Source organism: Betaproteobacteria bacterium, from assembly GCA_009377585.1.
In the GTDB taxonomy this organism is placed as follows: domain Bacteria; phylum Pseudomonadota; class Gammaproteobacteria; order Burkholderiales; family WYBJ01; genus WYBJ01.
On the sequence record WHTS01000130.1, the window covers coordinates 1 to 15571 of the forward strand.

Below are 15571 nucleotides of genomic sequence, written 5' to 3' on the forward strand. Positions count from 1 at the left end.
ATGCTCGCGTGCGCCCGACGCGGCTCGGTCACATCCTGCGCTTCACGCCGCAGCTGGAGCGCATGATCGACTTCTATACGCGCGTGGCCGGCCTCAAGCTCTCCGACCGCGCGCAGAACATCGTCGCATTCCTGCACACGCACGGCGGCAGCGACCATCACGTCTTGGCGTTGCTCGCGTCGGACAAGCCCGGATTCCATCATGCCAGCTTCGAGGTCGCGAACGTGGACGAGATCGGCCTGGGCGCGTGCAACCTGCTGGACAAAGGCTACGGCGACGGCTGGGGCTTCGGCCGGCACGTGATCGGCTCCAACTTCTTCCATTACATCCGTGATCCGTGGATGAGCCTCGCGGAGTACTTCTGCGACATCGACTACATTCCCGCCGACGCGGACTGGAAGCCGACCAATTACGCGGCCGAAGATTCGCTGTATGTTTGGGGGCCGAAGCCGCCGCAAACCTTCGGCGTCAATTTCGAAGCGGACGGGTGAGATTCTCCCTGAGCGACGATCGCAAACCATGCCTGCAACGGAAAACGGGGTTGATCGACGAGCGGTAGGCTCGCCGACGTCGTGCGCTTCATCGCAGCCGAAGGTATGATCGAGCACACCCATGCCCAATCGTAGTCAGGGAAGAAATCCGGAGCCGAACATGCGCAACGCGAACGCTGTCGAGAAGGATGTCTCTCCTTCAGCCTACGCTCGCATGGCCAGCTTGATGATAGGGCTGCTGCTTCCTGCAGCCGTGCTGGCCCATCCGGGTCACGGCGAGGGCAGCTTTTGGCTGGGCCTGGTGCATCCGTTCGGCGGGCTCGATCACCTGCTCGCCGCGGTCGCGGTGGGCGTCTGGGCGGTGCGCATGGGCGGCCGGGCCACCTGGGCCATCCCCCTCGCATTCCTGGCCGCGATGGCAATGGGCGGCATCATCGGTGCGGGCGGTATCGCCCTGCCGATGCCGGAAGTGTCGATTGCCGCATCGGTACTGCTGCTCGGCGTGCTGGTCGCGTGCGATGCGCGCGTCGGCGTTGCCGTTAGCGTCGCCGTGGTGGCGCTCCTTGCACCGTTCCATGGCGCTGCCCACGCCGTCGAGGCGCCTGGCGTGGTCGATCAAGTGCCTTATATCGCCGGGCTGTTGCTTGGCACGGCGCTTCTACACATCGGCGGCGTAGGTGTCGGGCTTGCCGCGCGCGGCCGGCCGCTGGCGCTGCGTATTGCCGCGGCACCGGTCGCGCTCGCCGGTCTGCTGATGCTGATCGCCCGCGCGGCGTGAAGCGGCGGTCGCCGTGTCGTGGTGTGCCGGCGCGGGTGAAGTGTTCTATTGCGCGGCTGAATTGTTGACCACGTACCGCAAAAACCCGCTGTGCGGCGTGTACTTGTCGTACAGGCCGCGCGCGCGATAGTTGTTCTCCTTCGTGTTCCAGTACAGGCGCGACCAGCCCTGCGCTGCCATCTCCGCCACCAGCCAGTCGATGAGCTGCTTGCCCACGCCGTGTGCGCGCTCCTGCGGATCGACGAAGAGATCCTGCAGGTAACAGATCGGCGTCAAAGTGGCGGTGTTGTCGTGGATGATGTAGTTGGCCATGCCGATCACGCAGCCGTCGGAATTCTCGGCCACGATGGCATACACCGGCGAATCGGGATTCATGATTCGCGCCCAGGTATGCCGCGTGATCGGCTCGGAGGGTTCCCGCTCGTAGAAGCGGCAATAGCTGTCCCAGAGCTCGCGCCAGCGCGGCTCGTCGCGCGCTTCGATGTGCCGAATTCGAACGCTCATGCGGCCGCCTCCGAACCGCCAGAAAAACCGAATCTCATGCGGCCACATTCACGACGATCTTGCCGGCCATCGCATCGGATTCCATATGGTGTTTGGCGGCGGGGAGCTCGTCGAACCCGAACACGCGGTCGACGAGCGGCGTGACTCGCCCGTCCACGAGCGCAGGCAGAATGTCGCGCTCGAAGCCACGCGTCGCGAGCGATCTTTGCTCGGCAGGCAGCTTGGTGTTCGACACGCCGAAGATATCGAAGCGGTTGACGTGCACCGCGTTGAGATCGATCTCGGCACTGAACTTGCCATCGACATAACCGACGATCGCTACCCGTCCCTGGTAGGCGAGCGAGCGCAGGATCTCGGGGAACACGCTCGCGCCGACGAGATTGAGCGCGACGTTCGCGCCCTTGCCGCCGGTCGCCTCGCGCACCTTGGCGGAAAAATCAGGCGCCCGCGTGCAAATGCCCACGTCGAGTCCGATCGATTTCAGCTTCTCCAGCTTCTGCGCCGAGCCCGAGGTGCCGATCGAATGCGCCCCGAGCACCTGTGCAATCTGGATCGCGCCGACGCCGACACCGGATGACGCACCGAGCACCAGCAGCCACTCGCCCTTCTCGAGCCTGCCCAGGCGCACGATCGCTTCGTAGGAGGTGAGAAAGCTGGAAGGAATCGCCGCGGCCTGCTCCCATGTGAGCCGCGAGGGCATGGGCAGGACCTGCGCCGCTTCCATGACGGCATAAGGCGCCCACGTACCGCGGGCGCGGCCCATCACGCGCTCGCCGACTTTCCAGCCGGTGACGCCCTCACCCAGCGCATGAATGACGCCGGAGCACTCGCTGCCGCCGAGCTTCTCCGGCCCGCCGTGCACGGCGCCACCGACGAAGAGCTCGCCGCGATTGAGCGCGCTGGCATGCACTCGGACGACGACTTCGTCGCGCTTCGGCTTCGGCTCGGGCACGTCGCGAAGCTCGAGCACCGCTTCGTGACCCTTGGTCACGATCCAGTACGATTTCATGCTGTCTCCTCCTGGCGATGATTGGAACAGCCCGTGACGAACGCGCGCGGCGTCTGCCCGAGCGAACGGCGGAACATGGCAGAGAACGCGCTGGTGCTCTCGTAGCCCAGATCCAGCGCCGTGGCCGTCACCGAGGCGCCCTCGGCCAGGCGCCGAATCGCTTCCAGCAAGCGCGCCTGCTGCTGCCAGCGAGCGAACGTGATCCCGGTCTCCTTCAGGAACCGGCGGTAGAGCGTGCGCGTGCTCATGGCGAGATCGTCCGCCTGCGTACGACACGGACGCCGGGCGGACAGGTCGTTCAGGACGCGCTCGCAAAGCCGCGCGAGATCCGGGCTTTCGGGCAGCGGCAGATCCAGCGCGCACACCGACAAGCGCCGGATCTCCGCCAGCAGCAGACGCATGAGCAGCCCATCGTCGCCGCTCTCATCGTATCGCAACGGCAGGGCGCCGGCGCGCAGGATCAGCTCGCGGGCGAGCGAGGTTACCTCGAGCACGACGCACTCGCCCCACATCCCGGCCGCGGCGGTGGGCTCGATGTAGAGGCTGCGCATCTCGACCGTGCCATCGATCCGGATCTCGTGCACCGTGCCGGCCGGTATCCATAGCGCACGGCTCGGCGGCACGATCCAGCCGCGGCGCAGCGTGCGCACGGTCATCGTGCCGGAGGCGGCGAACAGGAACTGCGCCCGGACGTGCCAGTGCGGCGTGATATGGAAGCCGCTCGGGTAAGTCGTCTGCCGCACGACGATGGCAGCCGAGCCGGCGTCGGCGACCGGATGCTCGCGCACGCCGCGGGTATCGGCGATCGCGGGAATCGCGGAAAGGTCGGAAAGCGCGCCGCCGCTATTCACTCGTGTGTCCATTTCTCGATAATTGTAGGCGAAAGCTCGAAAGACAGACGATTGTATATCACGCAAACTGCCTGCTTCCGCTACCAAAGGCCGCCGCCCGCGAAAAATGAACACGATCGTCGATTCCTCTCCCGTCGCCCGCGATTTTCCGCGCTCGATCGCGGTGCTGCTCAATATCGGGCACGCGGTCGACCACATGTTCCTGCTGATCTTCGCCACCGCGGTGGTCACGATCGCGGCCGATTTCGGCTACGCCAACTGGGCCGACCTCATGCCGTACAGCGTGGCGGCGTTCTTCCTCTTCGGCATCGGCTCGGTGCCGGCAGGACGGCTGGGCGACCTGTGGAGCCGCCGCAGCATGATGATCGTGTTCTTCGTCGGCATGGGCGCCTCCGCCCTGCTGACCGCCATGGCGCAGAACGCATGGCAGATCGCAATCACGCTCGCGATCATGGGCGCGTTCGCATCGATCTATCATCCCGTCGGCATTCCCATGCTGGTCCAGCACGCGCGCAATCCGGGCGCGGTGATCGGCTTCAATGGGCTGGCGGGCAATCTCGGAATCGCCGTCGCGGCGCTCGTCACGGGATTTCTGGTGAAGTGGATCGGCTGGCGCGCGGCGTTCGCAATCCCCGGCCTGCTCTCGATCGGCTGCGGCATCGCCTTCGCGATCCTGTGCCCGCAGGAGACCGAGGCGCCGGCGAAGCGCAAGGGGCGGGCCCAGGTCGTTCTGCCACCGGCGATGCTCGCGCGCGTATTCACGGTGATGACAGCCGCCGCCGTCACATCGAGCCTCATGTTCAACTTCACCACCAACGGCAACGCGCAACTCCTGAACGAGCGCTTCGCCCACATCCTGCGCGATCCGGCCGTGCTCGGCGCGCTGCTCGCGGGAATCTACGCCGTCGCTTCGCTCGCGCAGATCGTGGTCGGCAACCTGATCGACCGCAGCGCGTTCAAGCCGCTCACGCTGGCGATGTCGGTGCCGCTCATTCCGATCCTGGCGCTCGCCGCCTACGCCGACGGCTGGATGCTTTTCGTGCTGCTGCTCGCCGTGATGATTCTCATCTTCGGGTCGATCCCGTTCACCGACGCCATGATCGTGCGCTACGTCGACGACCGATTGCGCTCGCGCGTCGCCGGCATGCGCCTGGCGGTGTCGGCGGGCATCAGCGCGCTGGCGGTCTGGCTGCTCGGGCCCGTGGTCAAGACGATGGGATTCGACGCCTTGTTCTGGCTGATGGTGATCATTGCGGCCTGCCGAGCGGGCGTGCTGCTGTGGTTGCCGCGCGAACCGAAGCCACCGGCGCTCGTGCCGGAGCCCTGACCAGGAAAAGAGCAACGACGGGATCTTGGTTCTTGCACCGGGTCCGGAACGCCGATCGTGGCCCCTATTTCGCGGATCAAGGCTTCCAGTTCACGATCCAGGTGAGCAGGCAAGCGGCAACGATCAGCGCCCCGCCCCACCACAGCAGCGTACGCAGCCAGCGCGGAAACGATGGCGCAGCCGGGCGCGAAACCGCAGGCGTATCGGCCTCCTCCGCCAGCGGCTGATCTGCAGTCGTTGCGGTCGCCGGATCGAGCACATCGGAGGCATGCGACGAAACCGCAGCAGCGGCCGAAGGCAGCGCATGCTCCAGCGCGATCGGCAGCGCATCAGCTCGCTGCGGAATCCACACGACGTAATCCTTGTCGCGGTAGCGATAGTGCACCTCGGCCAATGCGTCCCACGTGATTCGTAGCCGCTGCGCGCTCACGCGCTCGTTCGGTTTGACGTCGGCTGCGACGCCGTCGAGCTTACCTGCCAAGTCGTTGCGAACCGTCCCGGAGGGCAGCTGCCCGATCCAACGCTCGGGGATGCTCGGCGCCATGAATTCCAGTGTGCGCTCGGGCGCATCCTCCTGGCGGGCGTGCGTCTCGACGAAATCGTCGACGAACGCGGGCACACCGGACGCGGCCAGATGCGCGTTGGCCCACGCGAGCCGCGTCTGGCACTGCACGCCCACCTTGTCGCCACAGGCGAAGGTGGTCGAGAAGGGATACGCCGTGCTGCCCCACGATTCCTGCAGCTCCACCCGTCCTGAAGCGCCGCAGCGCGAGCAGCGCAGATCCTGCGCGTGCGTGATCTTCAAATCGGCGGCGAATTGCGGCAACGCCGGCATGGCGCACGACCAGACGTCGTCGAGCGCAGCCTTGGCGCGCGCGGGCATGCGCGCGATATCGGCGGGACTGTACTTGTACGGAACACGGCGCGCCTCGATCTGGGTCGCGAGCTGCAAGCGATAGCCGCGCCGCTCGGAGACCGAGCGCAATTCGATCTGCTCGCCGAATCCCGCCCAGCTATCACCCGCCTTCCAGGCCGCCCATTCGCCGATCCGCCGGCGTACTTCCACCAGTCGCGCCGGTTCGGCAACCGCGCGGCTTTCGAATACCGCTTCGCGCCACCCGGCGTCGAGCGAACGCTCGATGGCCTGCGAGCGCTCGGTCAACCGCGCCGCGAGCGCGAGCACTTCGTCCTCGTCGTGCGAGGCCTCCAGCGTGGCAGCCAACTGCTCGCGGGCATCGCCGTGTTCTTCGCCAAGGCGGGCGTTGGATTCGATCGTCATCGACAGATCGCCCAATGCACGCCGAGCCGCTTCGCGTTCCAGTTCCATCCCCTGCTGCGCGGCGGACGGTCCGAGCAGGACCATCGCACCGAGCGTCGCCGGGCTGGCGAGCGCCGGGTCACCCAGCGCACGATACCAATCGCAGCGTTGCGCGGCCCTTCCACCGACCCGCCGCGCCGAAGCACGCAGAGACTCGACCAATCCCTTCGGCGGGTCGAGCACGAACAGCAGCATGCGCAGTTGCCACTCGCGGCCCTCGGGCGCGAGGTCGCGCGGCGCGCCGGCGTCGAACGCGGTCTCGAGCGCGCGCTCGAATTCGTACTTCGCTGCGTCGAAGCGCGCACGCACGTCCTGCAATGCGTTGCCCGGAAAACGATCGAGGATGCGCCGGTCGAGCAGCTCGATCACGGTTTGCCGTTCCTCGTTGTGATCTTCGAGCGCCTTGCGCGTGAGCGCTGCGAGGCCTGCGACCGAAATGTCGTAGCCCTTGAAGACCGGTGGAAGCGCCGGATCGAGCTGCAACAGCAGGCGCAGCAGGCGTTCGTCGTCGGAGATTTCGAGCGCCTCCTCGACGTCGGCCGCGGCGCGGGCGAGGTTCTGATCGCGCAGATCGTTCTGCAGCCAGGCGCGCAACATGCCGCGCTTCAAATCCTTCACGCCCGTGGCCCAGTCGGCGGCAAGCGCGACCGCGAGCTCACGCGGCGTGCGGCATTCATTGTCGCCCACGCGGTACGGCGACGCCGCACCTGCTACCGGAGCGCCACGCTCGTCGGCAACGGCGAGCGAGTCGTCGCCGCCGAGCCAGCGCGTGATCTCGTCCGCACCCCAGCGTGCCTTCGGTTCGCGCGTGAGCAATCCGCGGCAGAGCCGCTGCCAGCGCGGGTCGGCCACGCCCGACACGTCGATCGGCCGGGTCACGAGCCAATGCGCAACGACATGGTCGGACAGCCCTTCGAACGGATGACGGCCGGTGAGCGCTTCCACCAGCATCATGCCGAGCGCCCAGTAGTCGGTGGGCTTGCCGACCCAGTTGGAGCCGGCTTCGGGCGCGCTGTAGCGCAGCGTGCGCGCAGCCGACGTGTAGTGCATGGTCGCCTGCGTGACCGAGGCGATGCCGAAATCGGTCAGCACCAGGTCGAGCGGAAGCAGCCCGCGTATGAGCACATTCTCGGGCTTGAGATCGCGATGCACGATGCCGCAGGCGTGCAGATGCGCGATCGCTCCCGCGAGCTCGGTCAGCAGCGTGCGGGCCGCATCCAGCGGCACGGGCCGTCCCTTGAACAGCGTGCGCAGCGATCCGTGCTCGCAGTATTCGAGCAGCTCGTAGGGAACGCCTTCGTCGCGCCCGTGTTCGAGCAGGTGAACGAGCTGATCGGGCGCCGCGCGGCTCACTCGCTCCAGCACATCGGTATTCGGTTCGATGCCGTGCCGGTAGAGCTTGAGCACCGCTTGTTCGCCGCCCGCCTTGTTGCGCACGACGAAGAGGTCGGCCTCGCCGCCCGAGGCTTTCAAAGGCTCTTCGATGTCGAAGCGGGCTGCGAGGGCGGTGGGCAGGCGGATCAGCGTGCGGCGCGTGGGAGCAGGCGCTGCGGACGGTGGATCGGTATCCGCTACATCATTCCCGCGCAAGCGGGAATCCAGAGTCGATTGCGTAGCCTGGACTCCCGCTTGCGCGGGAGTGACGGCAGGGGGGCCTTCGTGGGATCGTGCAGCGCCTCCGAACGCTTCGAGCGTTCCCGCCTCGGTTGCCGGGCCAGCGGCCTCCACAACCAATAGCCGGTTGCAGTAGACGCAGACAGAGCTTCCGGGAGGGTTGGTCTGGCCGCAATCGTCGAAAGCGCATACCGCGCCGGTGGCCCTTTCCCTCACCCCCCTGCCCCTCTCCCGGAGGGAGAGGGGCGTCTGCGCTAGCGCGACAGCCTCGATCGCGTTCTCAGCTTGCTCTCTGGCGACTGTTGCGAGCGCCTTCTGCGTCGCCTGCTCACTCGTAGCCGGCGACTTTCTCGCATCAGCGGGCGCCTGACCCTCCCCTCTCCCTCTGGGAGAGGGGTCGGGGGTGAGGGAAACATGTTGCGCTTCAGCAGCGGCCGCGAGCGGCTTCTCGGTCAGATCGACACCGATCAGGAAAGCGCCGCAGCCGCAGCGCGCTGCCGTCGGCGCGTTCTCGGCGCCGCATGTAGGACAAAGCTTGATCAGATCCACGACCGCGCTACCGAGCGTACTGCGCCGGATCCCATTGCCACTATGCGCGCCAGGACGTGGCGGCGAGCGACACGCCACGCTCGGCGCACGCCTGCTCGATCCGGTCCAGGTCGCCCCGATGCGGGATGCCGACGAACCAGATGCGCTTGCCATCGGCGACCACCTGGAAGCGTTTCGGCTCTTCGCCGGCGGCGTCGATGTAGGCGTCGTAGCGGCTGTGTCCCAGCGTGGTGAGCGGCACGAGGCGCTGATTGTCCGAGCCGCGCCACGGCCGCTCGGTCGCGAGGCTCTCGACATACGGATCGCACATGAGCGCATCGATCCGATCGAGCAGGCGCGGGTGTTCCTTGCGCAGCCTCTCCACCCGGTAGCCGCTGTAGCAGAGAATGTCGAAGGACTGGCCGGATGTCTTGCGCCAGAGGATCAATCCGTCCAGCAGTGCGCCGAGCGCTTTCGGTTGGTCGAACGGCTCGCCGCCCGAGATGGTGACGCCGTCGACCGCGCCGCCGCACACCCGCTTGCACCACGCGATCAGCGCGCCGACTTCGATCGACTTGCTGCGATCGGGCTTCCACGTGTCGAGCGAGACGCAACCCGGGCAACGGATGGAGCAGCCCTGGGTCCAGATGCCGATGCGGCGGCCGGGTCCGAGGGCCGTGACGGGATAGTGCGCCTTGTTGAGTTGAAGCTTCATTCGCGCGTCAAGCGAGCGTCACGGTATAGACCTTGTCGCGCTCACTGATATCGGCGACGACGATGCGTTCGCGTCCCTTCAGGTCGGTCATGAAGAGCGCACGCGCCAGCGGATTGATCAGCGCTGTCTCCAGCTGGTTGCCGATGCCGCGGCCGCCGAGCGAGAGATCGGCGAGGCAGCCGTCGACGAGCTTGGCGCGGGCCACGTCGGAGAGTTCCAGCTTCAAGCCATGTTCTTCCTCCACCCGGCGCGCAATGTTGCGCACCATCGCGTCGAGGATTTTCACGCCGACCTCGGGCACGATGAAATTGAATACGACGATGTTCTCGCCGATGCGGTTGAGAATTTCCGGACGGCCGAGCGTGTAGCGGAAGTGGTTCGAGATTGCTTCGCGCACGTTACGCTCGACCGTATCGTACGAGTCGCCCGGGCGTACGTTCTGGACGCGCCGCCCGTCCGGGCCCTCGACGTAGATGCCGAGGTTGGAGGTGAAGATGATGATCGACTCGGAGAAGTAGACGGTCTCGCCGCGTCCGTCGGTGAGGCGCCCGTCCTCCAGAATCTGGATGAACTTGTCGAGCAGCCGCGGATGCGCCTTCTCGATCTCGTCGAACAGCACCACCGAGAACGGCTTCTCGCGCATCGCATTGGTAAGCTCGCCGCCTGCGTCGTAGCCGACGTAGCCCGGCGGCGCGCCGAGCAGCCGCGCGCTGTTGTGCTCCTCGGCGAACTCGCTCATGTCGAAGCGGATATACGCGCGCTCGTCGCCGAAGATGATCTTCGTGAGCGTCTTGGCGAGCTCGGTCTTGCCCACGCCCGTAGGTCCCGCAAAAAACAGGATCCCGCGTGGCCGTCCCGAGCCCGAGCGCGCCTGCGCGCCGGTCAGGCCCGTCACCGATCGCATCAGGATGTCGACCGTCTTGGTCGCGGCCTGGGTCTGGCCCTTCACGCGATCCTCGATCTCGCTCATCGCGCCGCGGATGCGATCCTTGAGGTAATCCTTCTTCCACGGATTGTCGAGCGCGCCGACTTTGTAGCAGCGGATCGCGTCGTCGATGTCCGTGATGCCCATTGCGCCCTGGGCTGCAAGCTGGACAACGTCGCCCATACTGGAAAGCGTCATGCCATCGGTATTGTCGGCAAAGATGCGCAGATACTGGGCTCGCGCATCCGCATCGGCCGTTTCGTGGCCGGCCATCAACGGTGCGAACACCTCGGCTGCCGCCAGCCGCGTCTGGTAGTCGGGACGCGGAATGACGTGGGTGGAGAGCCGCTCGGAGTCGAGCAGGAACCACGACGGCAGATCCTGCTCGCGATTGACCAGCCAGATGACCGGGTTGAACAGCGGTGTCCTGGAATCGGCCGCCGCGAGGGCGGGTTCTGCGGCGGCACCCGCCTGCGGGCGCGGAATCACGGGCGCAGCGTTGAGCGAAAGCTTCTCGCAGCCGACGAAGAAACGCTGCTCGTCAGCGCTCGGGTGCTGAGCGTTGGCCGAGATGCGCGAGGCGAAGTCGACCACCACAGCAACGCGCGCTTCCTTCAACGACACGGCGCGCTTCATCACCTCGTACAACGCATCGAGGCTTGCGGCCATGGTGCCGTCTTCCTTGAGCTTGAGCCCCAGCAGGCTCGATGCCTCGCGCTGCGCAGCCGCCGCCTTCGGATACACCGAGATGCCGTCGACGCGATCCCATACGGCGAAGAAGGCATAGCCGCGCTGCTCGAGCCGCAGCCACAACGCGCGCATGACCGGCGCGAGTGTCGGCGCGCCGCCCAGATCGATCAGGAAGGTGTCGCGGATGTTGCCCGAGAGCACGAAGTGCGAGCGGATCGCCAGCAGGCGGTCGAGATCCGCGAGCCACTTCGGCAGCGTGGGAAGCGTCGCCTCAGCCATCGGCTATTCGTTCGGCCATCGGCTACTCGATCGGTCGCGCCATCTGCCGGGGTGCGGTCGCGGCCGGCGCCTCATCTCTCTCGCGCAAGCCGGCCTCGATGGTTTCCGGCTGCACCACCTGCACAGGAACAGCGCCCGCATCGAGCTCGCGCAGCTTGCGCGTATCGATGCCGCGCGCGGCGAGCTCGGCCAACAGCTTCGGGATACCGGCGCACCAGGTCGCTTCCATCTCCTCGTCGCGCTTGCGTTGTGCGGCGTCCGGCGGCGCGTTCGCAGTCGATGCGCGCACCATGTTGAAGTTGACGTTGCGCGTAGCCGGATCCACCCGCATGCGGACGTAATAGTCGCCCCACTCGGCACGCTGAAAGTGCGCCACGCCGCCCGTCACGAACAAGGTCTCTGCGATCGACTCGACTTCGTAGCCCAGATCCGACAGGACCTCGGCCACCAGGATGCCAGCCATCTCGCGCTTGCGGTTCTCGGCTGCTTCGCTTTCGGTCCGCTCGCGCGCTTCGTTGCAGCGCTGGACCTGGGCGCGCAGCTCCAGCGCCAGCATCTCGGCGCGCTGGTCGGATTCGGCTTCGATCAGCTTGCGCAGCAAAGCGTCCAGCTCGGGCGGTACGGCACCATCGTCCAAGGCAGCCAGCCGGCCGAGAATTCGCTCGGCGGTCGCGCGCCGATCCATCGATTTCACCGCGTGCGGCGCCTGCAGCGCGCGCACCTCCTCGGCATAGAGCGCCAGGAGTCCGGCCGCGGTGCGAGGCTTCGCATCGACGGCCGTCTCGATCGCCTTCATCAATTCGTCCAGGCCCTGGTTGGCCGCTGCACGCGCAGCCTGGCTGCGGACGCGTTCTTCCACCAGCCGCGCGCAAGCATCGATCGCGTCGATGTAGCGCTGGATCGCTTCCGGGTCGGTCGCATCCGCGGGCGCTGCGGGCAACGCAGGAACATCGAGCGCCACCTGCGGAAAGCGTCTGCGCGCTTCTTCGGCCAGGGTGCGGGCGCGCTCCAGGCGCCGCCCGTGGCTCTTTGCACGCTGCATGAGCTCGGCAGCACGCTCGGCACGCCGCCTGGCTTCTTCGCGTGCGCGCCGTTCCTCGTCTCGCCGGGCAGCGGCGTCGCGTCGCGCCCGCTCGCGCTCGTTCGCGGCATTCTGCTCGCGATAGGCCGCCTCGTAGCGCCGCTGCTTCTCGGCCTGATACGCGCCCCAGGCGGCATCGAGCAGCGCCGAGACGAGCACGTATTCGATGGCGATCGGGCCGCTCATGCGCGGGTTGCAGACATGGGAATGGCGGGGGGGAACCGGGCGTGCCGGGCAGTATCCGGTCTTCCCCGGCGCGGGTCAATGCGCATAAAGGGCCGCTTGGCCGTGCCAATTCGGATTCTTGCGCTAACAATGCCGCCCGAGGCGACGAGACAGGATGCGGTCGCGGTCGTGGCGTGGCGGTAGAGGATCAGGGCCGCGGTTTCTTCGGTCCGAGACCAGCCGCCTTGGCTGCCCTCTGCCAGCGTACCAGATCGGCTTGCATGAACTCTCGAAACTGCTCCGGCGTGTTCCCGACCGGTTCCAGCGCAACCTGGAGATACTTCGTGCGCAGCTCGGGCTTGTGCAGCGCTTTGACGATCTCGTTGCTCAACCGGGAAACGATCTCGGGCGGCGTGCCTGTCCGCGCGAGAATTCCGTACCACGCCGTCACATCGACCTCGGGATAACCCAGCTCGGTAAACGTCGGCACATCGGGCACCACCGCCGAACGCTTCGGCGTCGACGCGGCGAGTGCGCGCACCTTCCCAGCCTTGATCTGGGCGACCGCATTGGGGCCGACACTCATGCAAAGCTGGACCTGGCCCGCTATGACGTCGGTCAGCGCCGATGCCATCGTCCGATAAGACACGTGCAGGATGTCGATATGCGCAGCGGCTTTGAAAGCCGCTGCCGTGATCGAGGACGACGAGCCGGGGCTCGTGGAGCTGTAGTCGAGCTCTCCGGGACGCTGCTTCGCCAGTGCGACCAGTTGATCGAGCGAGCGCACGGGCAGCGACGGATGAGCGACCAGTATGAACGGCGATGTCGCGAGCAACGATACCGGGGTGAAGTCACGAAGGACGTCGTAATTCACCTCGAAAGTGTTCGGTGCCGCCATGAGCGCGCTGGTCGCATTCAAGAAAACGTACCCCTCGGCAGGCTGGCGCAGCGTGTATTCCGCGGCAATGGTGCCGCTCGCGCCGGGACGGCTGTCCATGAGGAAACGCTGACCCAACGTACGGGCGACTTCGTCCCCTACGATTCGCGGCGCAGCGTCCGCCGACCCCGTCGTGATGACCACTATCGGCTTGGAGGGCCATTCCTGCGCTGCAGCCGGAGCGACAAGCAGCGAGACGAGCCCGAAAGCAACGATGCGAGAAGACGCGATCATGTTTCCTCCTCCTTCTCATGGAAGCCATCCGACATACACATATGACGTAGCTGACGTGGCAGCAGTTCGGTAGGCGCGTCATGGCGCCACTGATTCTCGGCCCGGCAGGCCCCCAGGCCGCATCGAGCATCGAGCAGCGCCGAGACCAGCACGTACTCGATCGCGATCTCGCATCCGGAGCCGATGAGCCGGGAAGCGGCTGGGCGATATCGCGGGTAAGGATGACCGCGACGCCCGCGGCTGCTACGATCGAGCGGTACGCACTGCGGCGGAGCTCATCATGACGGTCCCTGACTACGGCGGGTTGCTGGACGCGATGCAAGGACGCGTCGAGGCCACCCTCGATGCCTGCACCCGCTGCGGCAAGTGCGTCGAAGCCTGTCCCATGGTCGAACCGGCCGGCCTCGATCCGAAAAACGGGCCGGCGATCGTCGGCGGCATTCTCGATCTGCTCGCCGGCGGCGCCGGAACACCGGACGCCGAGCGCTGGGCGCAGGTCTGCACCAACAGCGGCAAGTGCATCCGTGCCTGCGACTACGGAGTCAATCCGCGCTTCATGGTGAACATGGCGCGGGTCGCTGCCAAGGCCAAGGCCGGCGAGGAGGCGGTGCGGCGCGCGGGCCAGAACTACTTCAGCGCGCTGAGCCGTGGCACGCGGCTCATCTCCCGCCTGCAGCTCGCCCCTGAGGTGCTCGCGAAGGTCAGCCCGACGCTGAAGCGCGCCGAGGAATACGCCGAGACCCCGGAGATCGTCTTCTACACCGGCTGCAACGTCATCCGCACCCCGCACATCGCGCTGCTGGTGCTGGAGGTGATGGATGCGCTCGGCGTGAAATACGAAGTGATGGGCGGCACCGCGGTGTGCTGCGGCATCCAGCATTTGAAGCAGGGCGACGCGAGAACCGCCGGCCGCATCTCGTTCAACACCATCGAGCGGCTCGGACGCCCGGGCGCCTCGCGCGTGATCACCTGGTGTCCGAGCTGCCAGATCCAGATCAACGAGTTCGCCCTGCCCGCGTATCGTGAAGCGTATGGCGAAGCGCCGTTCGACATGAACCCGCTGGCCGAATTCTTCGCCGAGCGCCTGGACGATTTGCGCAAGCTCTTCGTGCACCGGGTGGAGAAGCGGGTCGCCATTCAGGAGCGCGCCGCACTGCCCGGAATCATGGCCGCGGTGAAGCAAGTGCTGGGCGCCATTCCGGGTCTGGAAATCGTCGAGCTCGACGTGCCGATCGTCAGCACGCAGGCGAGCCATCTGTCGGTGCTGCCGGAATTCAAGGCGCAGTTGCGCGAGCAAGAGCTACGCGCCGCAGCCGATGCCGGCATTACGACGTTCGCCTCGATCTTCCACAACTGCCATCGCGACCTGATCCAGTACCAGCCGCGGGTTTCCTTCGAGTTGGTGAACTTCATGGAGCTGATCGGCGAAGCGATGGGCATTCGCATCCCCGATCTCTACAAGCGCATGCGCCTCATGGGCGACGTCGACGCGATCATCTCGGACAGCGCCGATCTCATCGCCGAGCACGGGCTCGATCTGGAGCAGGTGCGCGAAGTCCTCGTCACCGAAGTGTTCGGCGGCAAGCTGCCCGCGAGGGCGGCCGAAACCGCAGGCCAAAGCGAAGCCTGACTTTCGGCGTCTGGATGACTACGGGCGTCACGAACCATGCTGTTGCCCCTGAACCCACTACATACAGTTACCCATGAAGGCCCAAGAACGAGAGAAGTTGCTACAAGCACTGAAGGCTCGCTTCGATAAGAACATGCATCGCCACAAAGGAATCGCATGGGCCAACGTGCAGGCCAAGCTCGAAGCAGACCCTGATGCACTGAGGTCGCTTCGTGAGATGGAGGGGACCGGCGGCGAGCCGGACGTGATCGGCCAGGACCGGGAGGCGAGCCATTTCACGTTCTGGGATTGCTCTGCGGAGAGTCCGATAGGTCGTAGAAGTGTCTGCTACGACCGCGAAGCGCTGGACTCACGGCAGGAGCACAAGCCGAAGAGCAGCGCTGTCGAGATGGCTGCCGCAATGGGAATCGACCTGCTGACGGAGGAACAATACCGAGGGTTGCAAAGACTCGGTGAGTTCGATACGAAGACTTCCAGCTGGGTCAAGACACCGCC

13 protein-coding genes are annotated in these 15571 nt (G+C 66.2%); 5 read left to right on the top strand and 8 right to left on the bottom strand.

The genetic code is table 11. From position 1 onward, the window contains the following. The coding region (locus GEV05_26295) for a metapyrocatechase (protein ID MPZ46830.1) at positions 1-491 on the top strand (491 nt) is incomplete at its 5' end. A 214-nt stretch (positions 492-705) separates the two neighbouring features. Further along, positions 706-1269, top strand: a complete 564-nt coding sequence (locus GEV05_26300; protein ID MPZ46831.1) for an urease accessory protein — start codon at positions 706-708, stop codon at positions 1267-1269. Positions 1270-1314: 45 nt separating this feature from the next. Here GEV05_26300 and GEV05_26305 read toward each other — a convergent pair whose 3' ends face one another. The 3 genes from GEV05_26305 to GEV05_26315 are packed head-to-tail and all read right to left on the bottom strand — an operon-like array spanning position 1315 to position 3645. Next, positions 1315-1773, bottom strand: coding sequence for a GNAT family N-acetyltransferase (locus GEV05_26305; protein ID MPZ46832.1), 459 nt, complete (start codon positions 1771-1773; stop codon positions 1315-1317). 34 nt (positions 1774-1807) lie between these two features. Then, entirely contained in the window at positions 1808-2782 is a 975-nt protein-coding gene (locus GEV05_26310) for a zinc-binding dehydrogenase (protein MPZ46833.1), read from the bottom strand. Next, positions 2779-3645, bottom strand: coding sequence for a helix-turn-helix domain-containing protein (locus GEV05_26315; protein MPZ46834.1), 867 nt, complete (start codon positions 3643-3645; stop codon positions 2779-2781). The genes GEV05_26310 and GEV05_26315 overlap by 4 nt, the downstream gene beginning before the upstream one ends. Positions 3646-3739: 94 nt before the next feature. Between GEV05_26315 and GEV05_26320 the strand changes: the two genes are divergently transcribed. Next, a complete protein-coding gene (locus GEV05_26320; protein MPZ46835.1) occupies positions 3740-4960 on the top strand; it encodes an MFS transporter in 1221 nt (406 codons plus the stop codon). A gap of 76 nt (positions 4961-5036) precedes the next feature. Here the strand turns inward: GEV05_26320 and GEV05_26325 are convergent, their stop codons facing one another. The 5 genes from GEV05_26325 to GEV05_26345 form a co-directional block, all read right to left on the bottom strand. Further along, positions 5037-8594, bottom strand: coding sequence for a protein kinase (locus GEV05_26325; protein MPZ46836.1), 3558 nt, complete (start codon positions 8592-8594; stop codon positions 5037-5039). After that, entirely contained in the window at positions 8482-9135 is a 654-nt protein-coding gene (locus tag GEV05_26330) for a 4Fe-4S cluster-binding domain-containing protein (GenBank protein ID MPZ46837.1), read from the bottom strand. Before GEV05_26330 ends, GEV05_26325 begins: the two co-directional genes overlap by 113 nt. Before the next feature lie 7 nt (positions 9136-9142). Further along, positions 9143-11029 (bottom strand): AAA domain-containing protein, encoded by a 1887-nt coding sequence (locus GEV05_26335; GenBank protein MPZ46838.1) that lies wholly within the window; start codon positions 11027-11029, stop codon positions 9143-9145. Positions 11030-11051: 22 nt separating this feature from the next. Further along, positions 11052-12296 carry a hypothetical protein gene (locus GEV05_26340; GenBank protein ID MPZ46839.1) on the bottom strand — a complete coding sequence of 415 codons (1245 nt, stop codon included), beginning with the start codon at positions 12294-12296 and terminating at the stop codon, positions 11052-11054. Positions 12297-12483: 187 nt separating this feature from the next. Beyond that, positions 12484-13446: a tripartite tricarboxylate transporter substrate binding protein gene (locus GEV05_26345; protein MPZ46840.1), complete on the bottom strand. Its 963-nt coding sequence runs from the start codon at positions 13444-13446 to the stop codon at positions 12484-12486. Positions 13447-13726: 280 nt separating this feature from the next. Here GEV05_26345 and GEV05_26350 point away from each other — a divergent pair, with 280 nt between their 5' ends. Both GEV05_26350 and GEV05_26355 read left to right on the top strand, forming a co-directional pair. Next, positions 13727-15076: a (Fe-S)-binding protein gene (locus tag GEV05_26350; protein ID MPZ46841.1), complete on the top strand. Its 1350-nt coding sequence runs from the start codon at positions 13727-13729 to the stop codon at positions 15074-15076. 73 nt (positions 15077-15149) lie between these two features. Then, positions 15150-15571: DUF4256 family protein (locus GEV05_26355; protein MPZ46842.1), on the top strand; the 422-nt coding region annotated here is incomplete at its 3' end.

Excerpts from the sequence above, each read along its gene's own strand:
- GEV05_26300 (MPZ46831.1), top strand. The coding sequence starts at position 706 with ATGGCCAGCTTGATGATAGGGCTGCTGCTTCCTGCAGCCGTGCTGGCC.
- GEV05_26305 (MPZ46832.1), bottom strand. The coding sequence starts at position 1,773 with ATGAGCGTTCGAATTCGGCACATCGAAGCGCGCGACGAGCCGCGCTGG.
- GEV05_26310 (MPZ46833.1), bottom strand. The coding sequence starts at position 2,782 with ATGAAATCGTACTGGATCGTGACCAAGGGTCACGAAGCGGTGCTCGAG.
- GEV05_26315 (MPZ46834.1), bottom strand. The coding sequence starts at position 3,645 with ATGGACACACGAGTGAATAGCGGCGGCGCGCTTTCCGACCTTTCCGCG.
- GEV05_26320 (MPZ46835.1), top strand. The coding sequence starts at position 3,740 with ATGAACACGATCGTCGATTCCTCTCCCGTCGCCCGCGATTTTCCGCGC.
- GEV05_26325 (MPZ46836.1), bottom strand. The coding sequence starts at position 8,594 with ATGGCAAGCGCATCTGGTTCGTCGGCATCCCGCATCGGGGCGACCTGG.
- GEV05_26330 (MPZ46837.1), bottom strand. The coding sequence starts at position 9,135 with ATGAAGCTTCAACTCAACAAGGCGCACTATCCCGTCACGGCCCTCGGA.
- GEV05_26335 (MPZ46838.1), bottom strand. The coding sequence starts at position 11,029 with ATGGCTGAGGCGACGCTTCCCACGCTGCCGAAGTGGCTCGCGGATCTC.
- GEV05_26340 (MPZ46839.1), bottom strand. The coding sequence starts at position 12,296 with ATGAGCGGCCCGATCGCCATCGAATACGTGCTCGTCTCGGCGCTGCTC.
- GEV05_26345 (MPZ46840.1), bottom strand. The coding sequence starts at position 13,446 with ATGATCGCGTCTTCTCGCATCGTTGCTTTCGGGCTCGTCTCGCTGCTT.
- GEV05_26350 (MPZ46841.1), top strand. The coding sequence starts at position 13,727 with ATGACGGTCCCTGACTACGGCGGGTTGCTGGACGCGATGCAAGGACGC.